The organism is Falsiroseomonas stagni DSM 19981, from assembly GCF_900114315.1.
GTDB lineage: Bacteria > Pseudomonadota > Alphaproteobacteria > Acetobacterales > Acetobacteraceae > Falsiroseomonas > Falsiroseomonas stagni.
This window is the reverse complement of sequence record NZ_FOSQ01000001.1, coordinates 1390569-1416475: the sequence shown is the minus strand read 5'-3', so window position 1 is coordinate 1416475 and position 25907 is coordinate 1390569. Positions and strand designations below refer to the sequence as shown.

Annotated in this window: 25 protein-coding genes and 2 pseudogenes; 20 read left to right on the top strand and 7 right to left on the bottom strand. The window is 69.7% G+C overall.

Annotated elements, in window-relative coordinates:
* Window positions 1–11 precede the first annotated feature (11 nt).
* The gene (locus tag BM041_RS06680; protein ID WP_092957171.1) at window positions 12–1436 is read left to right on the top strand and encodes a M20 family metallopeptidase; all 1425 of its coding nucleotides are present in this window, start codon (window positions 12–14) and stop codon (window positions 1434–1436) included.
* A gap of 131 nt (window positions 1437–1567) precedes the next feature.
* The gene (locus BM041_RS06675) at window positions 1568–2089 is read left to right on the top strand and encodes a MarR family winged helix-turn-helix transcriptional regulator (protein WP_092957169.1); all 522 of its coding nucleotides are present in this window, start codon (window positions 1568–1570) and stop codon (window positions 2087–2089) included.
* Here the strand turns inward: BM041_RS06675 and BM041_RS06670 are convergent.
* Complete coding sequence (locus BM041_RS06670) at window positions 2037–2600, bottom strand: nucleoside 2-deoxyribosyltransferase (protein ID WP_092957167.1); 564 nt, start codon at window positions 2598–2600, stop codon at window positions 2037–2039. The two genes, BM041_RS06675 and BM041_RS06670, sit on opposite strands and share 53 nt — an antisense overlap.
* A gap of 137 nt (window positions 2601–2737) precedes the next feature.
* Here BM041_RS06670 and BM041_RS06665 point away from each other — a divergent pair, with 137 nt between their 5' ends.
* The 7 genes from BM041_RS06665 to BM041_RS06635 are packed head-to-tail and all read left to right on the top strand — an operon-like array spanning window position 2738 to window position 9988.
* Entirely contained in the window at window positions 2738–3607 is an 870-nt protein-coding gene (locus tag BM041_RS06665; protein WP_092957164.1) for an FAD binding domain-containing protein, read from the top strand.
* Window positions 3604–4068 carry a (2Fe-2S)-binding protein gene (locus tag BM041_RS06660; RefSeq protein WP_092957161.1) on the top strand — a complete coding sequence of 155 codons (465 nt, stop codon included), beginning with the start codon at window positions 3604–3606 and terminating at the stop codon, window positions 4066–4068. Before BM041_RS06665 ends, BM041_RS06660 begins: the two co-directional genes overlap by 4 nt.
* Window positions 4065–6401, top strand: a complete 2337-nt coding sequence (locus tag BM041_RS06655) for a xanthine dehydrogenase family protein molybdopterin-binding subunit (RefSeq protein ID WP_092957158.1) — start codon at window positions 4065–4067, stop codon at window positions 6399–6401. Before BM041_RS06660 ends, BM041_RS06655 begins: the two co-directional genes overlap by 4 nt.
* Window positions 6394–7176 (top strand): ABC transporter ATP-binding protein, encoded by a 783-nt coding sequence (locus BM041_RS06650; protein ID WP_245761945.1) that lies wholly within the window; start codon window positions 6394–6396, stop codon window positions 7174–7176. Before BM041_RS06655 ends, BM041_RS06650 begins: the two co-directional genes overlap by 8 nt.
* Entirely contained in the window at window positions 7166–8032 is an 867-nt protein-coding gene (locus BM041_RS06645; RefSeq protein ID WP_092957152.1) for an ABC transporter permease, read from the top strand. The genes BM041_RS06650 and BM041_RS06645 overlap by 11 nt, the downstream gene beginning before the upstream one ends.
* Window positions 8029–8952, top strand: a complete 924-nt coding sequence (locus tag BM041_RS06640) for an ABC transporter permease (RefSeq protein WP_092957149.1) — start codon at window positions 8029–8031, stop codon at window positions 8950–8952. Before BM041_RS06645 ends, BM041_RS06640 begins: the two co-directional genes overlap by 4 nt.
* 19 nt (window positions 8953–8971) lie before the next feature.
* Window positions 8972–9988 carry an ABC transporter substrate-binding protein gene (locus BM041_RS06635; RefSeq protein ID WP_456303954.1) on the top strand — a complete coding sequence of 339 codons (1017 nt, stop codon included), beginning with the start codon at window positions 8972–8974 and terminating at the stop codon, window positions 9986–9988.
* Window positions 9989–10019: 31 nt separating this feature from the next.
* Here BM041_RS06635 and atzD read toward each other — a convergent pair whose 3' ends face one another.
* Entirely contained in the window at window positions 10020–11084 is a 1065-nt protein-coding gene (gene atzD, locus BM041_RS06630; RefSeq protein ID WP_092957146.1) for a cyanuric acid amidohydrolase, read from the bottom strand.
* A 65-nt stretch (window positions 11085–11149) separates the two neighbouring features.
* Between atzD and BM041_RS06625 the strand changes: the two genes are divergently transcribed.
* On the top strand, window positions 11150–12301 hold the full coding sequence (locus tag BM041_RS06625; RefSeq protein WP_092957143.1) for an FAD-dependent oxidoreductase: 1152 nt from the start codon (window positions 11150–11152) through the stop codon (window positions 12299–12301).
* A pseudogene (locus tag BM041_RS32065) lies at window positions 12217–12414 on the top strand (hypothetical protein); the annotation flags it as partial. The gene BM041_RS06625 and the pseudogene BM041_RS32065, both read left to right, overlap by 85 nt.
* Here BM041_RS32065 and BM041_RS06620 read toward each other — a convergent pair.
* The 5 genes and pseudogenes from BM041_RS06620 to BM041_RS06600 all read right to left on the bottom strand — a co-directional run.
* Window positions 12337–12867: pseudogene (locus BM041_RS06620) on the bottom strand (ABC transporter permease); the annotation flags it as partial. The pseudogenes BM041_RS32065 and BM041_RS06620 overlap by 78 nt on opposite strands.
* Window positions 12868–13049: 182 nt before the next feature.
* Entirely contained in the window at window positions 13050–13820 is a 771-nt protein-coding gene (locus BM041_RS06615; RefSeq protein WP_092957136.1) for an ABC transporter ATP-binding protein, read from the bottom strand.
* Window positions 13817–14782 (bottom strand): ABC transporter substrate-binding protein, encoded by a 966-nt coding sequence (locus tag BM041_RS06610; RefSeq protein WP_092957133.1) that lies wholly within the window; start codon window positions 14780–14782, stop codon window positions 13817–13819. The genes BM041_RS06615 and BM041_RS06610 overlap by 4 nt, the downstream gene beginning before the upstream one ends.
* A 10-nt stretch (window positions 14783–14792) precedes the next feature.
* A complete protein-coding gene (locus BM041_RS06605) occupies window positions 14793–15299 on the bottom strand; it encodes a VOC family protein (RefSeq protein ID WP_092957130.1) in 507 nt (168 codons plus the stop codon).
* Window positions 15300–15412: 113 nt separating this feature from the next.
* Window positions 15413–16711 carry an amidohydrolase family protein gene (locus BM041_RS06600; RefSeq protein ID WP_175533774.1) on the bottom strand — a complete coding sequence of 433 codons (1299 nt, stop codon included), beginning with the start codon at window positions 16709–16711 and terminating at the stop codon, window positions 15413–15415.
* A 162-nt stretch (window positions 16712–16873) separates the two neighbouring features.
* Between BM041_RS06600 and BM041_RS06595 the strand changes: the two genes are divergently transcribed.
* The 9 genes from BM041_RS06595 (at window position 16874) to BM041_RS06555 (ending at window position 25832) form a co-directional block, all read left to right on the top strand.
* Window positions 16874–17884, top strand: coding sequence for an ABC transporter substrate-binding protein (locus BM041_RS06595; RefSeq protein ID WP_092957124.1), 1011 nt, complete (start codon window positions 16874–16876; stop codon window positions 17882–17884).
* Between the two features lie 4 nt (window positions 17885–17888).
* Window positions 17889–18659: an ABC transporter ATP-binding protein gene (locus tag BM041_RS06590; protein WP_092957121.1), complete on the top strand. Its 771-nt coding sequence runs from the start codon at window positions 17889–17891 to the stop codon at window positions 18657–18659.
* Entirely contained in the window at window positions 18656–19492 is an 837-nt protein-coding gene (locus BM041_RS06585; RefSeq protein ID WP_217648626.1) for an ABC transporter permease, read from the top strand. Before BM041_RS06590 ends, BM041_RS06585 begins: the two co-directional genes overlap by 4 nt.
* An 11-nt stretch (window positions 19493–19503) precedes the next feature.
* Window positions 19504–20853: an FAD-dependent oxidoreductase gene (locus BM041_RS06580; protein ID WP_092957118.1), complete on the top strand. Its 1350-nt coding sequence runs from the start codon at window positions 19504–19506 to the stop codon at window positions 20851–20853.
* A complete protein-coding gene (locus tag BM041_RS06575; RefSeq protein WP_092957115.1) occupies window positions 20850–21998 on the top strand; it encodes a CaiB/BaiF CoA transferase family protein in 1149 nt (382 codons plus the stop codon). Before BM041_RS06580 ends, BM041_RS06575 begins: the two co-directional genes overlap by 4 nt.
* Window positions 21995–22771 (top strand): enoyl-CoA hydratase-related protein, encoded by a 777-nt coding sequence (locus BM041_RS06570; protein ID WP_092957112.1) that lies wholly within the window; start codon window positions 21995–21997, stop codon window positions 22769–22771. Before BM041_RS06575 ends, BM041_RS06570 begins: the two co-directional genes overlap by 4 nt.
* 7 nt (window positions 22772–22778) lie before the next feature.
* Entirely contained in the window at window positions 22779–23681 is a 903-nt protein-coding gene (locus BM041_RS06565) for a LysR family transcriptional regulator (protein WP_092957109.1), read from the top strand.
* 238 nt (window positions 23682–23919) lie between these two features.
* Complete coding sequence (locus BM041_RS06560) at window positions 23920–24723, top strand: putative hydro-lyase (protein ID WP_092957106.1); 804 nt, start codon at window positions 23920–23922, stop codon at window positions 24721–24723.
* 32 nt (window positions 24724–24755) lie between these two features.
* The gene (locus BM041_RS06555; protein ID WP_092957103.1) at window positions 24756–25832 is read left to right on the top strand and encodes a TRAP transporter substrate-binding protein; all 1077 of its coding nucleotides are present in this window, start codon (window positions 24756–24758) and stop codon (window positions 25830–25832) included.
* Window positions 25833–25907 lie beyond the last annotated feature (75 nt).

Below are 25907 nucleotides of genomic sequence, written 5' to 3'. Positions count from 1 at the left end.
GGGATACGGCAATGCGCAATGACGACGAGATCTGGCGCCTGGTGGATGACCGGCGCCCGGAATACGCGGCGCTGAGCGACCGGGTCTGGGGCATGCCGGAGCTCTGCTACAACGAGCATCGCAGCGTCGCCGAGCACATCGCGATGCTGGAAGCCGAGGGCTTCGCCATCACGAAGGATGTCGCCGGCATCCCGACCGCCGTCATGGGTGAGTTCGGGGAGGGTGGGCCGGTCATCGCCATCCTCGGCGAATATGATGCGCTGCCTGGTCTGTCCCAGGAAGCCGGCGTGGCGGAGCACCGGCCGATCCCGGGCGATGGCAACGGCCATGGCTGCGGCCACAACCTGCTGGGCTCTGCGAGCCTGCTCGCCGCCGCCGCGGTCAAGGATTTTCTCAAATCCAACAACCTGCCGGGGCGCGTCCGCTATTACGGCTGTCCCGCGGAGGAAGGCGGCGCGGCCAAGGGCTTCATGGTACGCGCCGGCGCCTTCGACGACGTGGACATCGCCATATCCTGGCATCCGGCCGCCTTCTCCGGCGTGAATGAACCGATCAGCCTGGCCAATACGCGCATCGATTTTTCGTTCATCGGCCGTGCCGCCCATGCGGCCTCCTCCCCGCATCTCGGCCGTTCCGCCCTGGATGCGATCGAGCTGATGAATGTCGGCGTGAACTACATGCGGGAGCACATGCCCTCCGACGCGCGCATCCACTACGCCTATCTCGATGCCGGCGGCATCGCGCCCAATGTCGTGCAGAGCCGCACCAAGGTCCGCTACCTCATCCGCGCGCGGAACCTCGATGAGCTGAACACGCTGGTGAAGCGCGTGCGCAAGATCGCCGATGGCGCGGCGCTGATGACGGAGACGACGGTCTCCACCCAGGTCATCTCCGCCGTCTCCAACCTGCTCGGCAACTCGCCGCTCGAACAGCTCATGCACGACAATTTCGAGCGTCTCGGCCCGCCGCCCTTCACGGAGGCGGACAAGGAATTCGCCGCCGAGATCCAGAAGACGCTGCGGGATGAGGACATCCTCTCTGCCTATCGCCGCCAGGGCGTGGTGCCGGAAACGGGCAAGCCGCTGTGTGACGCGATCGTGCCGCTCGGCGCCAAGGGCGCGGGGATGAACGGCTCCACCGATGTGGGCGACGTGTCCTGGAAGGTGCCGACCGTGCAGGCGCGGGGCGCCACCTACGCCATCGGCACCCCCGGCCATTCCTGGCAGGTGGTGGCGCAGGGCAAGACCGACGCGGCCCATACGGGCATGGTTCATGTGGCCAAGGTGATGGCGGGCACGGCGGTGGATGCGCTGCGCAACCCCGACATCATCGCCAAGGCCAAGGCCGACCACCGCGCCCGCACCGGCGGCAAGCCCTATCAGAGCCCGCTGCCGCCGGATGCCAAGCCGGCACTGGGCATGTCCCTGGCGGAATAGCCGCCCGGAACCGGCGATCGGGCCAGGGTCGTGCCCGGGGCGCACCCGCGGTCGCCTGCTTCTGGCCGCTCCTGCCCGGCTGACCCGCCGGCGCGCTTTCCGGCGCGGCGGCGGGGGTTGTAGAAGGGGCCATGACCCGTCGCGCCGCCAAGGATTCGGACCGCGCCCTGGCGCTGCCGCTGGAACACAGCCTCGGCTTCCAGGTCCGGGATTTGAACCGCGCCATGCAGCGCGCCCTGCAGATCCGCATCCAGCCCAGCGGTGCCACGCTCGGCGCCTGGTACTTCCTTCGCGTGCTGTGGGAGGAGGACAGCCTGACCCAGCGCGAACTCGCCACCCGCATCGGCATGCAGGAACCGACCGCCGTGATTGCCCTGCGGGGCATGGAGGAAGCGGGCTGGATCACCCGGGACCGCAGCCAGGAGGATCGGCGGAAGGTCCATATCCGCCTGACCCCGGCCGGCCGCGCCCTGCGGGAGGTGCTGCTGCCCCGGGCGCGGGAGGTGATCGGAGTCGCCACCCAGGGGATGAGCGAGGCGGAGGTCGAGACGCTGATCGCCCTGCTGAAGCGGGCCAAGGCGAATCTGGAACCCCCGACCTTCAGCCCGGCGCCACGCCGAGTCGCCGGGCCGCGGCCGCCACACAGCGACTGAAGACCGCCAGCGAATCGAAGGGCAGGTCCCGGCCGCCTTCCGGCAGCTGGATGGGCAACCCGCCGGTTTCCACGGCGCCCGGAATCATCAGGTTGTCCGGCAGGCCAAAGCCGCCGACTGTCAGCCCCGGCATGGGGTCCGGCACCGCCGCCACCTGCGCCTGGCTGCGGGCGGCGAAGAGGATCGCGCTGTTGGAATAGGCGAAGATCGGCCGGCCCCGTCCCAGGAACCAGCCGAGTTCGACCAGGGTGCCGGCATCGGCCGAGGCGCCGCGGAACGGCGTCAGGTTGGCGATGACGATGTCGGCGCGTTCCATCATCGCCATGTCCTTGGCGAAGATGATCCGCCAGGCCGCCGCCTCCGGCATGGCGGCCAGGCTCGCCACATCCTCATTCAGCGGCGGCAGGGCGGTGATGCCGTGCGCGGCGCAGATGGCGGATTTCCGCGCGGCATGGCCCGGCGCATCGGGCAGGAAGACATCGGGACCGGCGAGATAGGCGGTAATGGGCATGACCCCAGCTGACCACGCCGCGCGCAGCCTGGGCAAGAAGGCGGCATCCGGCGGCGTGGCGGAACGGGCGATGCGGAAAACGCCTCTGGCAGGGGCAGGCCCGGTTCTGGCAGTTTCGCCCCCATGAGGATGATCGCGTGAAGCCGGCGCCCTTCGACTGGCATGCGCCGGAGACGGTGGATGCCGCCCTGGCCCTGAAGGCCGCGCATGGGGAAGCCGCACGCTTCCTGGCCGGGGGGCAGTCCCTGGTGCCGGCGATGAATTTCCGGGTGGCGCAACCCGGCGTGCTGATCGACCTGAACCGGGTGGCGGGGCTCGATTCGCTGGATTGGCTGGCGGATGGGTCGCTGCGCGTCGGCGCCACCGTCCGCTACCGGATGATCGAGCGGGACGCGGCCGTGGCGCGGCGCCTGCCCCTGCTGGCGGAAGCGCTGGCGGAGGTGGCGCATCCGCAGATCCGCACGCGCGGCACGCTGGGGGGCAACCTCTCCCACGCCGATCCGGCCAGCGAGATGCCGGCGGTGATGCTGGCGCTCGGGGCACGGATGGAGCTGCGGCGCGCCTCCGGGATGCGGGAGGTCGCGGCGCGGGACTTCTTCCTGGGCCCGCTGACCACGGCGCTGGCGGAGGATGAGATGCTGGCCGCGATCATCATCCCTCCCCTGCCCCCGGACACCGGCACCGCCTTCCTGGAAGTGGCGCGGCGGCGCGGCGACTACGCGATGATGGGCGTGGCCGCTTTGCTGCGGCGGGATGGCGCCGGGCGCTGCGCGGAAGCGCGGCTGGCCTTCTGCAGCGCGGGGCCGACGCCGATGGCGGCACCGGTCGCGGCCGCTTCGCTGGTCGGAACGGCGCTGACGGGCGCGGATATCGCGGCAGCCGCCGAAGCGGCAAAGGCGGAGATCGAGCCGATGGGCAGCGTGCAGGCATCCCCGGCCTATCAGCGGCACCTCGCCGGCGTGCTGGCCGCCCGGGCACTGACTCTGGCGGCGGAGCGCGCGGCATGAAGGTGCGCGTGACGGTGAATGGCGTCGCCCATGAGCGCGACGTGGAGCCCCGCCTGCTGCTCAGCGACTTCATCCGCCACGAGATCGGCCTGACCGGCACGCATGTCGGCTGCGAGCACGGCGTCTGCGGCGCCTGCACGATTCTCTGGGATGGCGCGCCGGCGAGGGCCTGCCTTGCCTTCGCCGTGCAGGCGGAGGGGCATGACATACGCACGGTGGAGAGTCTGGCGCAGGCCCCGGCCAGGCTCAATGCGCTGCAACAGGCCTTCCAGGACAGCCATGCGCTGCAATGCGGCTACTGCACCCCCGGCATCCTCATGACCATGACGGCCTTCCTCGCCGAGAATCCGAAACCCACGGAGGATGAGGTGCGCCACGCGCTATCCGGCAACCTCTGCCGCTGCACGGGCTACCAGCACATCGTCGATGCGGTGTTGCTGGCCGCGGAGCGCGGCGCATGACGCATTCCTTCGGCAAGCCGCTGACCCGGAACGAGGACCCCCGCCTGCTGCGGGGCGAGGCGCTGTTCGTCGATGACGTGGAACTGCCCGGCCTGCTGCATGTGGCCTTCCTGCGCAGCCCGCACGCCCATGCGCGACTGCTGTCGGTCGATCTCGGCGCCGCGCGCGCCCGGCCCGGCGTGATCGCGGCTTATGCGGCGGAGGATCTGGGCGACTACTGGAAGCCAGGGCCGCTGCTGGTGCCGCCGCCGCCCGTGCCGGGCATGGTCTTTCATCAATGCTGCCAGGTGCCGCTGGTGAAGGACAAGGCACGGCATGTCGGGGAGCCCGTGGCGATGGTGGTGGCCGAGAGCCGCTACATCGCGGAGGACGCGCTGGGCGACATCGCCGTTGAGTGGGAGGTCCTCGACGCCGTCGGCGATCTCGAAGCCGCGCTGCAACCCGGCGCGGCCCTGGTGCATGAGCATCTCGGCGTGAACGTCGCGGCGAAGGTCCACCAGCATCGCGGGGATTACGCGGCGGCCGCGAAGGCGGCGGCGCTGGTCGTTAGGCGGCGCTTCACCTATGATCGCGGCGCCTCCATTCCCATGGAAACCCGCGGCGTCGTCGCGCAATGGGACCCGCGCGCGGACCGGCTGACGGTGTGGGACACGACCCAGGCGCCCGTCGTCATCCGCAACGGACTGGCGGCGATGCTGGGCCTGAGCGAACGCCAGGTGCGCGTGGTGGCGCCCAATATCGGCGGCGGCTTCGGGCCGAAGATGATGATGTTCTACCCCGAGGAAGTGCTGGTGCCCTGGGCGGCCATGCGCCTCGGCCGGCCGGTGAAGTGGATCGAGGATCGGCTTGAGCATTTCTTCGCCACGACCCATGAACGCAGCCAGATCCATGATGCGGAGATCGCGCTGGATGCGTCGGGCCGCATCCTCGGCGTGAAGGATGTGTTCCTGCACGACAACGGCGCCTACGACCCCTATGGCCTGACCCTGCCGCTGAACAGCCAGTGCACGCTGCTCGGCTGCTATGTCGTGCCGGCCTATGACAGCGTCTTCACCGCCGTCTTCACCAACCGCACGCTGGTCACGCCCTATCGCGGCGCCGGCCGCCAGCACGGTGTCTTCGTGATGGAAAGGCTGCTCGATATCGCGGCGCGACAACTCGGCATCGACCGCAACGAGATCCGGCGCCGCAACTTCATCCCGCCGGATGCCTTCCCCTACGACCAGGGCGTCATCTACCAGGATTTCTCCCGCCTCTCCTACGACAGCGGCAATTACGCGCCGATCCTGGCGAAGGCGCTGGACGCCATCGGCTATGACCGCTTCATCGCGGAGACGCAGCCCAGGGCGCGCGCGGAGGGACGTGCGCTCGGCATCGGCGTGGTCTGCTATGTCGAGGGCACCGGGATCGGCCCCTATGAGGGCGCGAAGGTCCAGGTGCAGGGCAGCGGCAAGGTCAGCCTCGCCACCGGCATCGGCAGCCAGGGCCAGGGCCACGCCACGGCCTTCGCGCAGGTGGTCGCCGAACAACTCGGCGTCGATATTCGCGACATCGAGGTGACGACCGGCGACACCGACCAGTTCTATTGGGGGGTCGGCACCTTCGCCAGCCGGGGCGCCGTCGTCGCCGGCAGCGCGGCGCATGAAGCCGCGAAGGTCGTGCGGCAGAAGATCCTCAAGACCGCCGCGCGCCACTTCGAATGCGCGGAGGAGGATCTGGTGATCGCCGATGGCAAGGTGCATGTCGTCGGCGTGCCCGACCATTCGATCACGCTCGGCGCGCTGGCGGGCCTGGCGAACCCCATGCGCGGCGCGGTCACGCCGGGCACGGAGCCGGGGCTGGAGGCGACCTCCTATTTCGGTCCCGCCGGCGGCGCCACGGCCAGCGGCGCGCATGCGATGATCGTGGAGGTCGATCCGCTGACCCTGCGCCCCACCATCCTCGACTACGTCGTGGTGCATGATTGCGGCACGGTGATCAATCCGCTGATCCTGGCGGGGCAGATCCAGGGCGGCGTCGCGCAGGGAATCGGCAATGCCTTCTTCGAACAGCTGCACTGGGACGAACAGGGCCAGTTGATGAATGCCAGCCTGGCGGATTACCTGCTGCCCACCGCGCTGGATGTGCCGCGCATCCGGATGGACCACACGGTGACGCCATCGCCGCTGAATCCGCTCGGCGTGAAGGGAGCCGGGGAGGCGGGCGCGATCCCCGTCGGCGCGCTGTTCGCGCAGGCTCTGGAGGATGCGCTGGACCTGCCTTCCAAGGAGATCGAGATTCTCGAAATGCCGCTCAGCCCCTCGCGCCTCTGGGAGATCAGCAACGGTGGCTGAGCCGGCGATCGCCGCGCGTAACCTGTCGCTGGTGTTCGGCACCAATGACGGGCCGGTCCATGCGCTGTCCGACGTGAATATCGACATCGCGCCAGGCGAATTCATCTCCCTCATCGGCCCCTCGGGCTGCGGGAAGACGACGCTGCTGCGCGTCATCGCCGACCTGGAGAAGCCGACGGGTGGCGAGATCCGCGTCAATGGAGTGACGCCGGAGGAGGCGCGGCTGGCGCGCGATTACGGCTATGTCTTCCAGGCCCCGGCGCTGTTCCCTTGGCGTACCATCGAGGGCAACGTGATGCTGCCCTTGCAGATCATGGGCCTCTCCAAGGCCGAGCGGCAGGAGCGGGCGCGCAAGCAGCTGGCGCTGGTGAACCTCTCGGGCTTCGAGCGGAAATTCCCCTGGCAGCTTTCGGGCGGCATGCAGCAGCGCGCCTCCATCGCCCGCGCACTCGCCTTCGAGCCGAAGCTGCTGCTGATGGACGAGCCCTTCGGCGCGCTGGATGAGATCGTTCGCGACCACCTCAACGAGCAACTGCTGAAGCTCTGGGCGGCGACGCGGAAGACGGTGGTCTTCGTCACCCATTCGATCCCGGAGGCGGTGTTCCTCTCAACCCGCATCGTCGTCATGTCCCCGCGGCCGGGGCGGATCACCGACATCGTCGATTGCGACCTCGGCCCCGACCGGCCGCTGGAGATCCGGGAGACGTCGGAATTTCTCCGCATCGCCCAGCGCGTGCGGGAGGGTCTTCGCGCAGGCCATTCCTATGAGGGCTAGCATCCTCCCGGTGCTGACCGTCTCCGCCGGGATCGTGGTGCTGTGGTACCTCGGCGCCGTCTGGCTGAACTGGCAGGTGGTGTGGGACATGCAGGCGCGGGCCGGCAACGCGCCCGACTTCGCCACGATGGTGTCGCTGACCCTGTCGCATGCCAGGCCGCTGCTGCCGGCGCCGCATCAGGTCCTGACGGAAACCTGGAACAGCCTGACGGGGCCACCCATCACATCGCCCCGCAGCCTGGTGAACCACGCGATAGTCACGCTGTCCGCGGCGCTGGCGGGGTTCGGGCTGGGGTCGCTGGCGGGGGTGCTGCTGGCGGTCGCCATCATCCATGTGCGGGCGCTGGAGCGCAGCCTGATGCCCTGGATCATCGCATCCCAGGCCGTGCCGGTGCTGGCGTTGGCGCCGATCGTGATCGTCGCGCTGGGCGCGCTCGGCATGACGGGGCTGATGCCGAAGGCGATCATCAGCGCCTATCTCTGCTTCTTCCCCGTCGCAATCGGCATGGTGAAGGGGCTCGCCGCGCCCGATGCGCTGGCACGCGACCTGCTGCGGACCTATTCGGCGACGCCGGCGCAGGTGTTCTGGACGCTGCGCGTGCCGACCTCCCTGCCCTACCTCTTCGCCGGGCTGAAGGTCGCCGTCGCGGCCGCCGTCGTCGGCGCCATCGTGGCGGAACTGCCGACCGGCGCGCAGGCGGGGCTCGGCGCGCGGCTGCTCGCGGGGTCCTATTTCGGGCAGACCTTGCAGATCTGGTCGGCGCTGACCGTCGCGGCCGTCGTCTCCGCCAGCCTGGTCGGGCTGCTGGGCCTGGCGGAGCGCCTCGTGGCGCGGCGGATGGGGGCGCGGGCATGAGGACGGCGCTGCTGGCCGCCCTGGCCGTGCTGGGCTTCGCGCTGGCGATCGCCGGCGTGCATGCGCCGGGCGAACCGGGTGGGCCGATGTGGTTCGGCATCACGGTCGTGGCGCTGCTGGCGGCCTGGCTGGTGAAGCGACTCGGCGACCTGCCGGGCCAGGGCTGGCAGGCGCTGGCCGCCCCCCTCGCCTTCGGGGCCACGATCCTCGCGCTGTGGGAGGTATTGGTGGTGGGCTTCGGGGTGCCGATGGCCCTGATGCCGGCGCCCTCCGCCATCGCGGTGCGCATGGTCGGCGGGGCGCATCTGCTCTGGCAGGATTTCGTGCAGACCTTCGTCAAGGCCGTGCTGGCGGGCTACGCCATCGGCTGCGGCGCGGGCTTCCTGATGGCCCTGCTGGCGGATCGCGTGCCCTTCCTGCGGCGCGGCCTGCTGCCCATCGGCAATTTGGTCGCGGCGCTGCCCGTTGTCGGCATCGCGCCCATCATGGTCATGTGGTTCGGCTTCGACTGGCAGTCCAAGGCCGCCGTCGTCGTCGCCATGACCTTCTTCCCGATGCTGGTGAATACGGTGGCGGGCCTGGCCGCCGCCGGCGCGCTGGAGCGCGACCTGATGCGCAGCTACGCCGCCGGCCATGGCCAGACGCTGCTGCTGCTGCGCCTGCCGGCAGCCCTGCCCTTCATCTTCACGGCGCTGAAGGTGAATGCCCCCCTGGCGCTGATTGGCGCCATCGTGGCGGAGTTCTTCGGGTCCCCCACCACCGGCATGGGTTTTCGGATCACGACGGAAGCCGCGCGCCTCGCCCTCGACATGGTCTGGGCGGAAATCGTTGTCGCGGCGGTGGTGGGTTCGGCATTCTACGGCGCCATGGCGCTGATCGAGCGGCGGGTGACCTTCTGGCACCCGTCGGTTCGCGGCTGACAATGAAGGAGAGACAGGGATGGTGATGGAATCGATGCGGCGCGCCCTGCTGGGCGGGCTGGTGGGGCTCGGGATGCTCGCGGGCGGTGCTGCGGCACAGGCGCAGCCGGTCGAACGCGTGAACCTTCAGCTGAAGTGGGTCACGCAGGCGCAGTTCGCGGGCTACTACGTCGCGCAGGCACGCGGCTTCTATCGCGCCGCCAACCTCGATGTGCGGATTGCGCCGGGCGGGCCGGACATCGCCCCGCCGCAGGTCATCGCGGGCAACCGCGCCGACGTAATCGTGGAATGGATGCCGGCCGCGCTGGCCAGCCGCGAACGCGGCGTGCCGCTGGTGAACATTGCCCAGCCCTTCCGTCGTTCCGGCATGATGCTGACCTGCCGGGCGGAGACCGGCATCCGCACCCCCGCCGACCTCCGCGGCAAGACGCTCGGCGTGTGGTTCTCCGGCAACGAGTATCCGTTCCTCGCCTGGATGTCCCGCCTCGGCTACCCCACCAATGGCACGCCTCAGGGTGTGCGGGTGCTGCGCCAGGGCTTCAACGTGGACCCGCTGCTGCAGCGCCAGGCCGATTGCGTCTCCACCATGACCTACAATGAGTACTGGCAGGTCATCGATGGCGGCTTCCGCCCGGAACAGCTCCAGGTCTTCCGGTACGAGGAACAGGGCGTGGCCACGCTGGAGGACGGGCTCTATGTGCTGGAGAACCGCCTGACGGACGCCGCCTTCGTGGCGCGGATGGCACGCTTCGTGCGCGCCTCCATGCAGGGCTGGGACTGGGCGCGGCAGAACCCGGATGCGGCGGCGCAGATCGTGCTGGATAACGATGCCTCCGGCGCGCAGACGGTCGCGCATCAGCGCCGCATGATGGGGGAGATCGCCCGCCTGCTGGATACCGAGGGCGGTGGCCGCCTGGTGCCCGCGGATTACGAGCGTACGGTGCAGACGCTGCTGTCCTCCGGCGGCGAATCGCCGGTGATCAGCCGGGCGCCGACCAATGCCTGGACGCATGCGGTGATGGACGCGATCCGCTGAACCTGCAGGGGGCCGCCGCTCGCGGTGGCCCCTATTCCCGCGCGAAGATGCAGACCAGGCCGCCACCGGGCGGTCCCTGATGTTCCGCCCCGCCGCTGACAAAAACCTGGCCATCGCCGGTGACAGCGGCGACGATGGCACCCAGCGCGCCGCGCAGATGCCGCTGCGCATCGATATCCGTATCGCCCAGCATGGTGTGCCGCGCGCCGCGGATATGGCCCGCCTTGTCGGGCTCCCCCTTCGCGATCACGCCGAGCACGCGGCTGCGATCCGCAACGGCGGGCGACGCTTCCAGCCCGGCCGCCCGGCAGGCGGCGATGACGCCATCGAGGTCCAGCAAATCCCGCATCGGCGCGACCCCCGCGGTGATGCCCGGCGTCCAGCCCGCAGCGCGGCCGATCACGACGACCTCGTTGCAGGTCACCTCGATGCCCGAGGAGATGCTCACGCGACTGGAGAAATGCTGGACGTCCCGCAGCAGCGCCGCTTCCGTGCCTGCTTCCGGCGCGATGTCGCCGATCGCGATGCCGGCGCCGAAAGCCGCCGCCGCGCGCGACAGCGCCATCAGCATGCGGGGATCACCGCTGCGCGCCTCCGGCCCGGGTGCCAGCGCGCAGGGCGCTTTCACCTGCACCAGGGCCACATCCTCGGCCCGCGCAATGCCGGCATCCGCCATGGCGGCGCGGACGGCGGCGGAGACGGCCTCGATCTGCGCGACGCGGCCGATCTCGCCGGCCTGCGTCGGCGGGCTGAAGGCGCTGCCGAGGGCGAGGCCCGATGCGCCACCACGGTCGCGCGCCACGGCGAAGACCATGTAGTGCGGCGAGAGGGCGCCCTCCGTGCCCCCCGACAGCACGCAGGGGATGCGCGCGGCCAGCGCCTCCGGTGCCTCGCCCGTATGCCGCGCCAGCAGCAGCATCAGCGATTGCGTGAAGAAGCCCCTGGTGAAGTCATTGAGGCCGCCATTGCCCTCCGTCTTGCCGATCACGGCGCGGACATCGCCCGCGCGGATCGTGCCGGCGGCGATCAGCCCTGCCAGCGCGGAAAGGTCGCCCGGATGGGCCATGGGGAGACGGTGGATCGACAGGCTCGGCATCGCTAAAGCATAGGTCAGGTGGCGCGGGCTTTGCACGGCCCGCGCGGAACTGGCGGGTATTTTCCATGCGCATCGGCATCATCGGTACGGGAGTCGCGGGCAGCCTGCTGGCGGAGGCGCTTCTCGACTCCCCAGGCATCGACGTGGCGGCCTTCGAACGCGTGGCGCCTGGCGAGCATGCGGAGGCCGGCACGGGCCTCAACATCGGCCCGAACGCGCTGAAGGCGCTGCGCCGGCATATGCCCGCCCGCCACGCCGCGCTGCGGGAGGCATCGCTCCCCTGGCATCGCTGGTTCGTGGACCTGGCCGATGGAACGCGGCTCTTCGACCTCGACATGCTCTCGGTCGCGGAGGAGCCGGGCGTGCGGATCCGCTGGTCGGAACTCTACCGCCTGCTGCGCGCCCCGGCGGCAGGCTGCACCCGCAACGCGCATGTGCTCGAGGCGCTGGAGGAGGATGCGGCCGGGCGCCTGGTGCCGGTCTTCCGCACGCCGGATGGCCTCACGCGGCACGGCTCCTTCGACCTGCTGGTCGGCGGCGACGGGCGCTACAGCCGGCTGCGGGCGCTGACGGCCGGAGAGCCGACGAGCACGCTGCTCGGCGTCTGCATCTGGCGCTTGCTGGTGACGGAAGCCGCGGACTGCCCCTATGACGATTACGGCCAGTGGTTCAACGGCAATGCGCGGCTGTTGTCTTTCCGCGTGCCGGGCGGCGCCGTCTACATCGCTGGCACCTTTCCGCTGAACGGGTCGGAGACGATCCCCGAGGCGATGAAAACGGCCGAGGCGCAGCGCGCCCTGTTCACGCCGGATGGCGGGACGCCCGGCCCCGCCGTGGCCTGGATGCTGGACAAGATCGAAGAGCACCTGCCCGAGATCCACTGGGCGCGCAGCGCGACGTCGCCTGTGCAGCGCCATGCCGCCGGCGGGCGCGCGCTGTTCCTCGGCGATTCGGCGCAGGCGATGGTGCCGACCCTCGGCCAGGGCGCGACGCAGGCAGTGGAATGCGGCGTCGTCGCCGGCGTGGTGCTGAAGCGCGGCGGGACGGTGGCTGAGATCGCGGCGCTGCGGGATCCCCGGGTGAAGTTCGTCAGCGACTTCTCCTGGGAAGCCAGCGACACGCTGGTACCGCCCTGCGACGTGGTGGCGGGCACGCGCGCCAAGATGCAGGCGCCCTTCATGGACAAGCTGCGGCAACTCTACACCGACGTCGTGTAGCGCTACCGCCCGGCCCAGTGCACGAAGCGCTTCTCGATCAGCAGGAAGAGCAGGTTGAGCGCATAGCCGAGCGCGCCCGCCACGAAGATGGTGCCGTACATCAACCCGCTCTCGAACAGCATCTGCGCGTTGATGACGCGGTGACCGAGACCGTCGGTGGATCCGATGAACATCTCCGCCACCACCACGATCACCAGCGCCAGTGACACGCCGGCACGCATGCCGACAAGGATCTGCGGCAGCGCCTCCCACACCAGCACATCGGCCATGATGCGCGGGCCGGAGGCACCCATGATGCGCGCCGCCAGCACCCGCGTCCTGCGCGCATTGATCACGCCATAGGCGGCGTTGAACAGGATGACCAGCGCAGCGCCGAAGGCAGCGACGGCAATCTTGGTGGACTCGCCCGGCCCGAACAGTACGATGAACAGTGGAAACATGGCGGAGGCCGGGGTGGAGCGGAAGAAGTCCACCACGAACTCCACGCTGCGATAGACGCTTTCCTTCGCACCCAGTGCGACGCCGAGCGGCACGCCGATGACCGTCGCGATCAGGAAGGACAGCATCGTGCGCTGCACGGTGCGCCAGGTATCCAGCGCCAGCGTGCCGCGCGTCAGCGCCGCCCAGGTATCGGTGAAGGCTTCCGAGGGCGGCGGCAGCAGGATCGGGTCGGCGACGCGCAGCCAGACGGCGACCTGCCAGAGCAGGATGAAGCCGATCGCGCCAGCGACGGGCGCCGCGAAGGTCTTCATGCCGCCACCGCCGCCTGGAACACATCCAGGCACCGCGCCTTGATGGCGACGAAACCCGGGGAGGACAGCGCCGCCGTGCCGCGCGGCCAGGGCAGCGCCACCGGCACATCATCCGCCACCGTCGTCGGCCGCCTGGTCAGCATGAGCAGCCGGTCCGCCAGCACGATCGATTCTTCCAGGTCGTGCGAGACGAGCAGCGTGGTGACGCCGATCTCCTTCAGCACGGCCTGCAGCAGGTCCCGCAGCGACAGCGTCGTCTCATAGTCGAGGGCCGAGAAGGGCTCATCCAGGAACAGCACCTCCGGCTCCACCGCCAGCGCGCGCATGATGGAGACAAGCTGCTGCTGGCCGCCCGAGAGTTCGTAGGGGTAGCGATGCAGGTCGAAGCGCACGCGGAAGCTGGCGGCCAGCCGCTCCACGCGACGTTCGATCTCCGACTTCGGCAGGCCCATCAGCCGCAGGGGGTAGCGGATGTTGTCGGCGGCGCGGCGCCACGGGAACAACGCCTCCCGGTAGTTCTGGAAGACGTAGCCGACGCGCACATCGGCGACATCGCGCCCATCATACAGGATGGTGCCACCATCCATCGGCAGCAGCCCCGCCGCCATGTTGATCAGCGTGGACTTGCCGCAGCCATTAGGCCCAAAGATGGCCAGGATGTCGCCCCGCCGCACATCGAGGTCGAAGCCGGAATAGACGGGCTGCCCGCCGAAGGCCTTGCGGAGGCCGCGGATCGAGATCGCGGCCTCCCGCGGGGGGATGCTCACAGCGCGCGCAGGAAGGACCGCACCTCGATCCGGTCGCGCACCACGCCCTGCGCCACCGCCAGGTCCACGAATTTCTGGAAATCCGCGATCTCCTCCGCCGTCATGTCCTTCACCATGCGGAAGTTCACCAGCGGGATGGTCGGCGCCAGTTCGGCGGAGGTCTGCATATGCTGCACCAGCAGCGGCCGCACGCTGGCGGGGTCCGACATCACCAGCGCGCAGGCCTGCGCCCAGGCTTGCGCAAAACGCTGCGCCACCGCGGGCCTTTCACTGAGGAACCTGCCCGTCAGCGCCGCACCCGCCGCCCAGGCCTGCGCATCGCGGCGGCCCAGCAGATGCGTCGCGATCACGCCCGTCTCCAGCCGCCGCGCGGCGCCGGCGCGTTCCGCGATGGTGGCGACGGGTTCCAGCGTATAGGCGGCATCGAAGGTACCGGCGGCCAGGGCACCGACATGCACGCCCATCTGCTGTTCCTGGATCGTGTAGTCCCACCCCTCCTGCAACCCGTTCGCCGCCAGCACCGCACGGGCGGCGGAGATGTTGGCCGGGCCAGGGGCGGAGAGGATGCGCGCGCCCTTGAGGTCCCGGATGGATTGCGCGGTGCTGCCGGCGCGCACCACGAACTGCTCCATCTGGTACTGCGCGTTCTGGCCGTTCAGCGCGATGTAGACCGCGGTGTTGGCGCGCCGCGCATTGATGTTGGCGCCCTCCAGCGTCACCAGGTTGGATGCGGCCTCCACATCGCCCGCCACCATGGACTGCACGATCAGCGGCGCGGCCTGCAGCGGCACGGCGCTGGCCTCGATCCCCTGCGCGGCGAAGAAGCCGCGCTCCACCGCGACATAATAGGGCAGGGCGGAGGAGACGTTGAAGACCGCGACCCGGACGCGATCGGGCGCCTGCGCGCGCGCCACGGACGGCACCGCGAGTGCGGCGAGAAGCAACGGGCGACGGCTGATCATGGCGGCTTCCTCAGACAAGCTTCGGATAGGAGGCGGGGTCGTGGAAATTCTGCCCGGCGACGTAGCGGCGATGGTCGGACATGTCCGGCATCGCCCCCGTCTCCGCCAGGCCATCGAAGGTGAGTTCGAGCTGCACGCCGGAGGGATCATGGACGAAGAGCTGCCAGAGGCTCGTGCCCGGCACCAGGAACTCCCGCCAGTCGAGACCCGCGGCGCGGAAGCGCGCGATGAAGGCGTGATAGCCGTGGCAGGTCAGGGAGACGTGGTCGATGGCGCCCGTGCCCGTCGGCGCGCGACCTTCCGCGCCCAGCGCGGGACCACCGGCATAGACATGCAGGATCGCGGCGCCGCCCGGCAGCGGAACGCCGAGCCAGGCGCCGGGATAACCGAAATCAGGCCGCTTGACCTCCGACAGCCCGATGATGCGGGTGTAGAAGGCGACGGTCTGCGCCAGGTCATTCGTCTTGACGGCGACATGGAACAGGCCGGCGGTGATCGCGGCGCCTTCAGGCTTCATGCTGCATCCATCCTCATCCCCGAGGAATGCAGCAACCCGCGTGCCAGCGTGGGCGCGCCGTCAGGGCCGTGCAGGAGACGCCGCATTGCGCGCGGCGCAGGCAGGCACGCCCATCAGGCGGGCAGGCCGCCCCAGCCCGCGCGGCGCATCGCCGCCACCAGCGCCGCCTCCTCCTCCTCCACCAGGCGCCCGTCGCGCACCAGCACGGCGCCATCCACCATCACGTCGCGCACGCTGCGTGGCGAGGCGGAATAGAGGAGGTTGGCGCCGAGGTCATGCGCCGGTGCCATTTCCAGACGGTCAAGGTTCCAGACGACGAGGTCCGCGCGCTTGCCGACCTCCACGCTGCCGGTGACGTGGTCGATGCCGAGTACGCGCGCGCCCTCCACCGTCATCATCCGTAGCATGGTGGCGACCGGCAGCGCGGTGGGATCGCCGGCGGATTGCTTGCCGACCAGCGCGGCCAGGCGCGCTTCCCAGATCATGTCCATCGCGTTGTCGCTGGCCGTCCAATCCGTGCCGAGCCCGACCGGCACGCGGCCAACATAGCGATGGAGCGGGATGGTCCGCGCCTCGATCTTCAGGTTGCTGGCGGGGCAATGGGCGATGGCGATCCCGTCCGCGCACCAGCCCTCGATCTCCGATTCGTCGAGGTAGATCGCATGGGCCGCCACGGTGCGCGGCGTGGCTAGTCCCGCCCGCCGCAGGCAGTCCAGCGCGCCCGCATGGCCGCGCGCCCGCACGGCGGCGACCTCCGGCGCGGATTGCGCGACATGCAGCACCACGCGTGCCTCCTCCCGTTCGGCGCGCCGCGACACATCGGCCAGCAGCGCATCCGAACAGGAATCCAGCGCATGCGGCGCGATGGCGGTGGTGATGCGGGAGCGCGCGGGATCGGCCCCGAAGCGATCGATCAGCCGGTCCGTCTCGGCCCAGGCCTCCGCCGCGCGCTCATCGGTCAGCGTGCTGCCGACCACGGCGCGCAGGCCGGAGGCCTCGATCACCGGCGCCAGGCGATCCATCCCGGCCAGGCGATCGGCAATGCAGGTGACGCCGTTCAGCAGGAATTCCGCGCAGGCGGCGCGCAACGACAGCGCGTAATCCGCCGCCGTGAACCGCTCCTGCCCCGGCACGCGGTAGGCGCCGGCCCAGAAGTCGCGCGGCAGATCCTCCGCCAGGCCACGGAACAGCGCCGTCGCGGCATGGGTGTGCACATTCACCAGCCCGGGCGTCACCAGCGCATGGCGGCAATCGATCACCGAATCACCGGGCGCCAGCGGCAATCCCGGGCCGACCGCGGTGATGCAGCCCGCCTCGACCCGGATGTCCTGGCCGAGCAGGGTGCGATGCGCCGCATCCATGGTGAGGATCGCGGCATGGGTCAGGATCAGGGCCATGGCCCATGCGCGCATGCCGCGGGCTGGCGGGTCAAGCCTGGCGACCCGTTCGATTTTTCCGCACAGCTCGGCCGCGAAATTCCTTCTTTTCGCACAGGCGGCACCATGCTTGCATGCCATCCCGACGCGCCGCGCAGCCGAGGGGGCCAAGCGCGCAACGTGCGATGGAGATTGGGCATGGCGTTGGATCGCAGGACGTTGCTCAAGGCCTCGGCCGCCGCCGCGGCGGGCACCGGGATGATGGTGGATGTGGCGGAAGCCCAGGGCCGCACGGTGATCAATCTCCAACTCGGCTGGATCACCGGAGGCAACCAGATCGGCGAGGTCTGCGCCAAGCAGCTCGGTTACTACGAGGCCGAGGGCCTGGATCTGCGCATCCAGCCCGGCGGGCCGAACATCGATGGCGTGGCCGTCGTCGCGGCCGGGCGGTTCGAGGTCGGGCAGGTCTCCTCCTCCCCCTCGCTCATGCTCGCGGCGTCGCAGGACATTCCGGTGCGCTGCTTCGCGGCCGGCGCGCAGGTGCATCCCTTCAGCTACATCTCCCGCGCCCGCAACCCGGTGCGCCAGCCGCGCGACCTGATCGGCAAGAAGATCGGCACGCAATCCACCGCCGTCATCCTGCTGCGGGCGCTGCTGGCCAAGAACAACATCGCGGAGCGTGACGTCACCATCATCCCGATCGGCGCCGACATGGCGCCGCTGATGACGGGCCAGGTGGATGTCATCACGGGCTGGCTGACCAACACCACGGCGCTGCGCGTGGTGCAGGACCCCGTGGTGATGCGGCTGTGGGACACGGGCGTGCGGCTCTACGCCCTGCCCTACTACGCCACGGCGCAGACGCTGGAACGCCGCGCCGATGTACTCGCGCGCTTCCTCCGTGCCTCCGGCCGCGGCTGGGCCTATGCCCATGCCAATCGCGCCGCCGCCGTTGACCTGCTGCTGAAGGAATTCCCGAACCTCAATCGCGCCGATGAGCGGGAGGCGCTGGAGGTGATGCTGGCCTACGCCTTCGGCCCGAAGACCGCCACGGAGGGCTGGGGCACCATGGACCCGGATGTGTGGCGGGAGCAGATCGACCTCTACGCGCAGCTCGGCCAGTTCTCCCGCCGCACGCCGCGGCTGGAGGAGGTGATGACGCTCGACATCCTCCGCATGACGAACGGCAACCGCCCGCTGATCGGCTGAGCGAGTGTCCGCGGCCGTCGAATGCCGGGGCGTCACGGTGCGGTTCGTCACGGACCGCCGCACTGTGACGGCCCTGCGCGATGTCAGCATGGCGGTGGAGGCCGGCGGCTTCCTCTCGCTGCTTGGCCCCTCAGGCTGCGGGAAGTCCACGCTGCTGCGCGTGGTGGCGGACCTCGTGAAGCCGAGCGCGGGCGATGTCTCCGTCTTCGGCATGGCACCGGCGGCGGCGCGGGCGGCGCGGACGCTGGGCTTCGTCTTCCAGGATGCGGCGCTGCTACCCTGGCGGACGGCGCTGCAGAATGTGGAGCTGCCGCTCGAAGTCGGCGGGCGGCGCGAACTGCCGAAGGGCGCGCCGACACCGCGGGAACTGCTGAAGCTGGTCGGGCTGGAGGGGTGGGAGAACAGCTTCCCTCATGAACTCTCCGGCGGCATGCGCCAGCGCGTCTCCATCGCACGCGCGCTGCTGGGCGGGCCGCGGCTGCTGCTGATGGATGAGCCCTTCGGGGCGCTGGACGAAATCACCCGCGACCGGTTGAACGAGGAACTGCGCCGCGTGTGGCAGGAGACGGGGACGACGATCCTCTTCGTCACCCATTCGGTCTATGAGGCCGTCTTTCTCGGCGAGCAGGTGCTGGTGCTGGCCGCCAATCCCGGCCGCAACGCCGCGCTGGTCACGGTGGACCTGCCGCGGGACCGTGACCTGTCGATACGGGAAACACCCGCCTTCACCACCATCGTCTCCGGCCTTCGGGACTCACTGGGGAGGGGGCATTGAGCATCACCGCCGACACCCTGATGGATGATCCCGGGCTGAAGGAGGCCGAGGCCGCACATGAACGCGCGCGCCGACGCCTGGCGTGGCGGCGGCGCCTGCTGCCGGTGGCGGGCATCCTGTCGATGCTGCTGCTGTGGTGGTGCCTGGTCTATATCCTCGAAGTCCCGCCCTTCGTCGCGCCATCGCCGGTGGCCGTCGCCACGACGCTGGTCGCGAAATGGCCGATCCTGATGGCGAATCTGGTGCCGACAGCGATCGAGGCGCTGGTCGGCTTCGCGCTCGGCAACATCGTCGCCATCATCATCGCCACCGTCTTCGTGCACCGGAAGACCGTGGAGGAAGCCTTCTTCCCCGTCGTCGTCCTCATCAACACCATCCCCGTGGTCGCCAAGGCGCCGATCCTGGTGCTGCTGCTGGGCAACGGGATGGAGCCCAAGATCGCGATCGCCGCGCTGATCTGCTTCTTCCCGACCCTGGTGAACATGGTACGCGGGTTGGAATCGGTGAATCCGCAGGCGATGGAGCTGATGCGCGTGCTCTCGGCCAGCGAGCGCGAAATCTTCTTCAAGCTGCGGCTGCGCAATTCGCTGCCCTATCTGTTCTCCGCGCTGAAGATCGCGGCCTCCACCGCCGTCATCGGTGCCATCGTCGGCGAATGGATCGGCTCCACCACCGGCATCGGCGCGCTGATCATCCAGTCCATGTACAATTTCGACAGCGCGATGCTCTACGCCACCGTCATCGTCGGCTCCGCCTTCTCCGTCGCCTTCTTCGGCGTGATCATCGCCGTGGAACGCCTGGTGGTGCGCTGGCAGCCGGCCAACCCCGTCTAGAGGAACCAGTCATGGACACGCAGCGCGTGCAGGAGACGCCGCGGGAGGCGACCATCGTCGCGCGGTCGGATGTCGTCGTCGTGGGCGGCGGTCCCGCAGGATTTTCGGCCGCCGTCGCGGCGCGGCGGATGGGCTGTTCCGTCACCCTGCTGGAACGCTATCCCTATCTCGGCGGCCTCGCATCCGGCGGCATGGTCCTGGTGCTGGACGACATGCATAACGGCCAGGAAGTCACCACCACCGGCATCTGCATGGAGATGATCGACCGCATGGCGCGCGTCGGCGCCTGCGTCTATCCGCCGGAAGCGGAGCGGGTGACGGATTGGGCGATGTACCGGAAGTGGTCGCGCTGGGGCGTCTTCGACTTCCGGTCCCATGTCCGCCCGCACCCCATCGTCATGGCCGCGACCTTCGACCCCGATGGCTGGAAGCGCATCGCCAATGAGATGGTGGCCGAGGCCGGCGTGCAGACGCGCACGCATTCCTGGTTCTCCTCCGCCATCGTGCAGGACGGCGCCATCAAGGGCGTGGTGTGCGAGACCAAGGCGGGCCGCCAGGCCATCATGGGCGATGTCGTCATCGACGCGACCGGGGACCTCGACGTCGTCGCGGCCGCGGGCGGGGACTTCACCCATGGCGCCTACATGGTGACCACCGTCTTCCGCCTCGGCGGCGTCGACACGGATGAAGCCGAACGCGTGCAGTTCGAGGAACCGGAACGCCACGCCGCCCTCGACAAGCAGGCCAAGAAGATCATGGGCGGGTCCTGGGACTATTGGTGGCTAAAGACGCCGCTTCCCGGCGTGGTCTGGTGCAACTGCCCGCACCTCGTCGGCTATGACGGGCTTTCCGTCGAGGACATGTCCAAGGCGGATTTCGAGGGGCGGAAGCGCATCTACGCGCTCGTCCAGTATGCGCGGGACCACATGCCCGGCTTCCAGAACTGCTTCGTCATCGATGTGGCGCCGCAGCTCGGCATCCGGCAGACGCGGCTGCTGCGCGGCGACTATGTCGTGACGAAGGAGGATGTGCAGGACCGCGTCCACTTCCCCGACACCGTCGCGCGCGGGCGGGACTACTACACCCCCTATCGTGCCATGCTGCCGAAGGGTCTGGATGGCGCCATCGTCGCGGGCCGGCACTACTCCGCCACTGAATCCGCGCAGAAGCAGTCGCGGGAGATTCCACCCTGCATGGCGATGGGGCAATCCGCCGGCGTTGCCGCGGCGCTGGCGGTGCAGGGCGGCATCGCGCCGCGCGCCGTCTCCCCGGCCGCCATCTGCGCGGCGGTCCGCGCCCAGGGCGGCGATCCCGGCGACCGACCCTCCGCCAATGCTAAGATCCTGGAGACGGCGGCATGAGCACGCCCCTGCCGCTGGACGGCATCCGAATCATCGACTTCACCCAGGTGATGATGGGGCCGGTGGCGACCCAGACGCTGGCCGATTTCGGTGCGGACGTCATCAAGATCGAACGCCCGCAGGGTGACCTTTCCCGCACCTCCTTCCCCGACCCCGCCGGCCCGCTCGGCCCGGTCTTCTGTTCCCTCAACCGGAACAAGCGCAGCGTGGTGCTCGATCTCCGCAAGCCGGAGGAACGGCAGGTGGTGCTCGACCTGGTCCGCACCGCCGATGTCGTGGTCAACAACTTCCGCGCCGGCGTGATGGAACGCCTGGGCTTCGGGTGGGAAGACCTGTCGAAGGTCAATCCGCGCATCATCTACGCCGTCGGCACCGGCTTCGGGCTGGAGGGCCCCTATGCCCACAAGGGCGGGCAGGATGTGCTGGCGCAGGCCATGTCGGGCGTGATGCACCGGCGTTCCAACACCGACCAGCCGCTCTATGTCCACGCCACCACCTTCGCGGATTATTCCGCGGGGATGCACCTGGTGCAGGGCATCCTGCTGGCGATCCTGCAGCGGCAGAAGACCGGCCGCGGCCAGCGCATCGCCGTCTCGCTGCTCGATTCCATGCTGGCGGCGCAGACGCAGGAAGGCGCGGCGCATCTGATGCGGGGCAAGGAGATCAACTGGGGCGCCATGCCGCTCTCCGGCGTCTTCGAGACGAGCGACGGCGCGCTGGTGATGGTCGGTGCCTTCAAGGCCGATCCGCTCGGCGACATCTCCACCGCGCTGGAGATCGACCACCTCGGCCGCGATCCGCGCTTCACGAGTTTCGAGGACCAGGTCGCCAACAAGCCGGCGCTGCAAGCGATCTTCCGCGAACGCTTCAAATCCAACACCACCGCCTATTGGCTCGCCCGGCTTGAAGCGCAGGACCTGCTCTGCGCCCCGGTCCGCAGCCTGGCGGAGGCGCTGGAGGATGAGCAGGCGCGGATCAATGAGATGATCCTCGAAGGCCCCGGCGAGATCGAGCCCATGCGCCTCGTCGGCTCCCCCATCCATATGTCGGATGCGAAGGTCACGCTGCGCATCCCGCCTGCCCGCCTCGGCAAGCACACGGAAGAAGTGAAGGCTGAACTCACCCGGGGCCTCGCCGCGGAATGAGCGTGATCTTCGAGGTCGCGGACCACGTCGCCCGCGTCACGCTCAACCGGCCGGAGGCGATGAACGCCGTCGATCGCGCGACGGAGGCCGAACTCCAGCGCATCTGGACCGAGATCGAGGGCCGCCGCGACATCCGCGCCGTGGTGCTGACCGGCGCCGGCACGCGCGCCTTCTGCGCCGGCGCCGATGTCCGGGATGGTGACGGCGTCACGGGGCTTGAGTACTGGGCCGCGCCCCGACCCGGCGGCTTCGGCGGCATCGCGCTCCGCACCACGCTCGACATCCCCGTCATCGCCCGCGTCAACGGCCATGCCCTGGGCGGGGGGTTCGAGATGGTGCTGGGCTGCGACCTCATCGTCGCCGCCGATACCGCGACCATGGGCCTGCCGGAACCGCGGCTCGGCCGACTGCCGCTGGATGGCGGCATGGCGCTGCTGCAACGCCAGATCCCGCATCGCATGGCGATGGGCATGATGCTGACGGGACGCCGGATCACCGCCGCCGAAGCCCTCGCCTTCCACTTGCTGAATGGGGTCGTGCCGCAGGACGGCCTGGATGCCGCCGTCGATCGCTGGCTGGAAGGCATCCTGGCCTGCGCGCCGCTCTCCGTGCGCGCCATCAAGCAGAGCGTCCGGCGCACAGCCCATCTGAGCGCGCAGGAAGCCCAGGCGGCCCGCCTGCCCGCACTGATCGAGGCCTTGCAGTCGAAGGACCAGGACGAGGGCGTCCGCGCCTTCATGGAAAAGCGCAAGCCGGTCTGGTCCGGCACCTGACCACGCCGTGCACGCCGCGGCGCTGACCTACTTCAGGGAGACGGCGAAACGCGGCTCCGTGCGCCGCGCCGCCGCTGCGCTGAACGTCTCCGCCAGCGCGCTCAACCGCCAGATCCTGAACCTGGAGGAGGAGTTGGGCACCGCGCTGTTCGATCGCCTGCCCGGTGGCATGCGGCTGACGGCGGCCGGGGAATTGCTGCTGCAACACGTCGTCGGCACGCTGGTGGAATTCGATCGCGTGCGATCCCGGATCGACGACCTCCGCGCCGCGCGCACCGGCCATGTCGGCCTCTCCGCGGTGGATTCCCTGCTGGTGGATTTCCTGCCCCGCGCGCTGGATCGCTTCCGCGCGGATTTCCCGGCCGTGACCTATGCGCTGGATGCCGCCAACCCGGCCGACGTCCCGCGCCTGGTGGCGGATGGGACCTACGACCTCGGCTTCACCTTCGTCGGGCCGACACCACCGTCGCTGCGCTTCGAGCATGAGGTGCCGGCGCCCATCGGCGTCGTCATGCCGTCCGACCATCCCCTGCGGCAGAAGCGCGAAGTCAGCTTCGACGATGTGGCCCCCTACCCCTTCCTGGCCCAGGCCGGTCCCCTGCCGCGCTCCGCCGATGTCGATGCCGGCTTCGCGCGCTTCCGGTCGGGGCTGCGGCCGCGCCTCGTCTCCAACTCCATCCAGGCGCTGAAGACCGCCATCCGCCTGAACATGGGCATCGCCTTCTTCACGCGCCTCGGCTTCCTGGAGGAGATCGAGCGCGGCGAGGTCGCCTGGCGTCCCTTCGACAGCCCCGCGATCAACGCGCTGCGCATCGGCCTGCTGGTGCCCGCCAACCGCCCCCCGACCGCGCCCGCACGCCAGTTGGCGGCCCGGCTGGTAGAGGAAATGGGGCGTCTCGACTCGGCCTGAGCGACGACGCAGGCTGCGTGCCGCATGGCCGATCTCCGCAGCCTCGGGGTGTTCTTCCGGGTCGCCCGCCTGCGTTCCTTCCGTTGTTCGGCGGAACCGCTGGCGGAACTGGCGGAGGAGGTGGCAGCGGAAGCCGGACACCGATAAGCCCGGATGATCGGAAAACATTCGGAATCACGATTGGCGCGTATCGCAAGGACCGGCATGATTTGTCCGGACAGGTTTACGAGGAGCCCCGATGCCGGACCATTTGCCGCCCACGATGCCGCTGGATGCCCTGGGCGTCCGGTTGGCGGCGCGTGCGGGGCGGCTGGCCGGCCATACCTCCTCCCTCGCCCCCGGCTTCGTGCAGGGCAACCTCGCCATTCTCCCGGCGGCACTGGCCGGCGATTTCCTCCGGTTCTGCCAGCGCAATCCGAAGCCCTGCCCGGTGCTCGGCATCAGCGAGCCGGGCAGCCCGCACATCCCCGAACTCGGGCTCGACCTCGACCTGCGGACCGACCTCCCGCGCTACCGGATCTGGCGGCAGGGGCAGTTGGTGGAGGAACCGACCTCGATCGCCCATGTCTGGCGGGATGACCTGGTCGCCTTCGTGCTCGGCTGCTCCTTCACCTTCGAACATGCGTTGATGGAGGACGGCATCCGCCTTCGCCATGTGGCGCAGGGCCGCAATGTCGCGATGTGGCGCACCAGCATTGCCTGCGTGCCGGCGGGGCCCTTCGCCGGGCCGATGGTCGTCTCCATGCGGCCCTTCTCGCCGGCGGATGCGATCCGCGCCATCCAGATCACCACGCGCTTCCCCGGCGTGCATGGCGCGCCCGTGCATATCGGGCACCCCCACCTCATCGGCATCGAGGATTTGTCCCGCCCGGATTACGGCGACGCTGTCGAGGTCGCTGACGACGAGATCCAGGTCTTCTGGGCCTGCGGCGTCACGCCCCAGGCCGTGATCGCCGCGGCAAGGCCCGACTTCGCCATCACCCACGCACCCGGCGCCATGCTGGTGACGGACCTGCGCAACAGCAGCCTCGCCGTGCTGTAGTAGCTACCATCGACAGGGAGAACAGGAAGATCATGACCAGCATCGTCCAGATGGGCCGCGCCGCGCTTGGCGCCGCGCTTGCCATCGGCCTTTCGGCCGGCACCGCGCTGGCGCAGGGGCCGCAGGTGAACATCCAGGCCGTGACGCAGCCCACGCCCGCCATCCCGCAATACACGCGCGTCGACATCCCGCTGCTGCGCGATGGCCTGGCCGCCGCCAGCAATGGCCGCATCCGCGTCAACCTGGCCGCCTGGCCGGAGCGCAACCTGAACGGGCCGGAGATCATCCGCCTGGTCCGATCCGGCCAGGTCGAGATCGGCGCCGTGCCGCTGAACACCGTCGCCGGTGACGTGCCGCTGCTGGACATGGTCGATCTCGCCGGCCTAAACCCCACCATCGGCCAGGCCCGCCAGGTGGCGGAGGCGTTGATGCCGGAGGTGAATCGCGGCCTGGAGCGCTTCGGCGTCCGCATCATCGCCATGGCGCCCTATCCGGCGCAGGTGCTGTTCTGCCGCGAGCGTGCCAATTCGCTGGCGGATCTCCGCGGTCGCCGCATCCGCACCGGCGGCGGCAGCATCAACGACTTCGTCGCCGCCGTGGGCGGCCAGGCCGTCGGCATCGGCTTCCCGGAAGTCTATGCGGCGCTCGAACGCGGTGTGGCGGATTGCGCCATCACCGGCACCGGCTCGGGCAATGGCGCCCGCTGGTATGAGGTGACGACGCACATGTATGCGCTGCCCGTCGCCTGGTCGACCTATGGCTACTTCATCAACCTCGCCTGGTGGAACCGCCTGGACGCCCCGGCCCGCGACCTCATCACCAGCACCTTCGCCAAGATCCAGGACGAGCAGTGGAAGCTGGGTGACGCGGCATCCGAGGACGGGATCGCCTGCAACATCGGCGACCGCGCCAATTGTTCCATCGGCCGCCTGGTGGAGAACCGGCCGATGACCGTCTCCCGCCCGACGCCGGCGGACCTTGAGACCCTGCGCGGGATCCTGAGCAACAACGTGCTGCCCGCCTTCGTCCGCCGCTGCGGCGCCGCCTGCGGGGAGACCTACAACCGCATCGTCGCGCCCATCTCCGGCACGCGCTACGAGGCGCGCTGAGCGTGGAGCGGCCCGCACCTCTCATCCTGCGGGCCGCGACCGGCCTGCGCCGCGCGGTCGGCTTCCTTGGCCATG

Bases quoted from the DNA above. Each gene is read 5' to 3' on its own strand.
- BM041_RS06680 (WP_092957171.1), top strand. From the start codon at position 12: ATGCGCAATGACGACGAGATCTGGCGCCTGGTGGATGACCGGCGCCCG.
- BM041_RS06675 (WP_092957169.1), top strand. From the start codon at position 1,568: ATGACCCGTCGCGCCGCCAAGGATTCGGACCGCGCCCTGGCGCTGCCG.
- BM041_RS06670 (WP_092957167.1), bottom strand. From the start codon at position 2,600: ATGCCCATTACCGCCTATCTCGCCGGTCCCGATGTCTTCCTGCCCGAT.
- BM041_RS06660 (WP_092957161.1), top strand. From the start codon at position 3,604: ATGAAGGTGCGCGTGACGGTGAATGGCGTCGCCCATGAGCGCGACGTG.
- BM041_RS06655 (WP_092957158.1), top strand. From the start codon at position 4,065: ATGACGCATTCCTTCGGCAAGCCGCTGACCCGGAACGAGGACCCCCGC.
- BM041_RS06645 (WP_092957152.1), top strand. From the start codon at position 7,166: ATGAGGGCTAGCATCCTCCCGGTGCTGACCGTCTCCGCCGGGATCGTG.
- BM041_RS06640 (WP_092957149.1), top strand. From the start codon at position 8,029: ATGAGGACGGCGCTGCTGGCCGCCCTGGCCGTGCTGGGCTTCGCGCTG.
- BM041_RS06635 (WP_456303954.1), top strand. From the start codon at position 8,972: ATGGTGATGGAATCGATGCGGCGCGCCCTGCTGGGCGGGCTGGTGGGG.
- atzD (WP_092957146.1), bottom strand. From the start codon at position 11,084: ATGCCGAGCCTGTCGATCCACCGTCTCCCCATGGCCCATCCGGGCGAC.
- BM041_RS06625 (WP_092957143.1), top strand. From the start codon at position 11,150: ATGCGCATCGGCATCATCGGTACGGGAGTCGCGGGCAGCCTGCTGGCG.
- BM041_RS06610 (WP_092957133.1), bottom strand. From the start codon at position 14,782: ATGATCAGCCGTCGCCCGTTGCTTCTCGCCGCACTCGCGGTGCCGTCC.
- BM041_RS06605 (WP_092957130.1), bottom strand. From the start codon at position 15,299: ATGAAGCCTGAAGGCGCCGCGATCACCGCCGGCCTGTTCCATGTCGCC.
- BM041_RS06600 (WP_175533774.1), bottom strand. From the start codon at position 16,711: ATGCGCGCATGGGCCATGGCCCTGATCCTGACCCATGCCGCGATCCTC.
- BM041_RS06595 (WP_092957124.1), top strand. From the start codon at position 16,874: ATGGCGTTGGATCGCAGGACGTTGCTCAAGGCCTCGGCCGCCGCCGCG.
- BM041_RS06580 (WP_092957118.1), top strand. From the start codon at position 19,504: ATGGACACGCAGCGCGTGCAGGAGACGCCGCGGGAGGCGACCATCGTC.
- BM041_RS06575 (WP_092957115.1), top strand. From the start codon at position 20,850: ATGAGCACGCCCCTGCCGCTGGACGGCATCCGAATCATCGACTTCACC.
- BM041_RS06570 (WP_092957112.1), top strand. From the start codon at position 21,995: ATGAGCGTGATCTTCGAGGTCGCGGACCACGTCGCCCGCGTCACGCTC.
- BM041_RS06560 (WP_092957106.1), top strand. From the start codon at position 23,920: ATGCCGGACCATTTGCCGCCCACGATGCCGCTGGATGCCCTGGGCGTC.
- BM041_RS06555 (WP_092957103.1), top strand. From the start codon at position 24,756: ATGACCAGCATCGTCCAGATGGGCCGCGCCGCGCTTGGCGCCGCGCTT.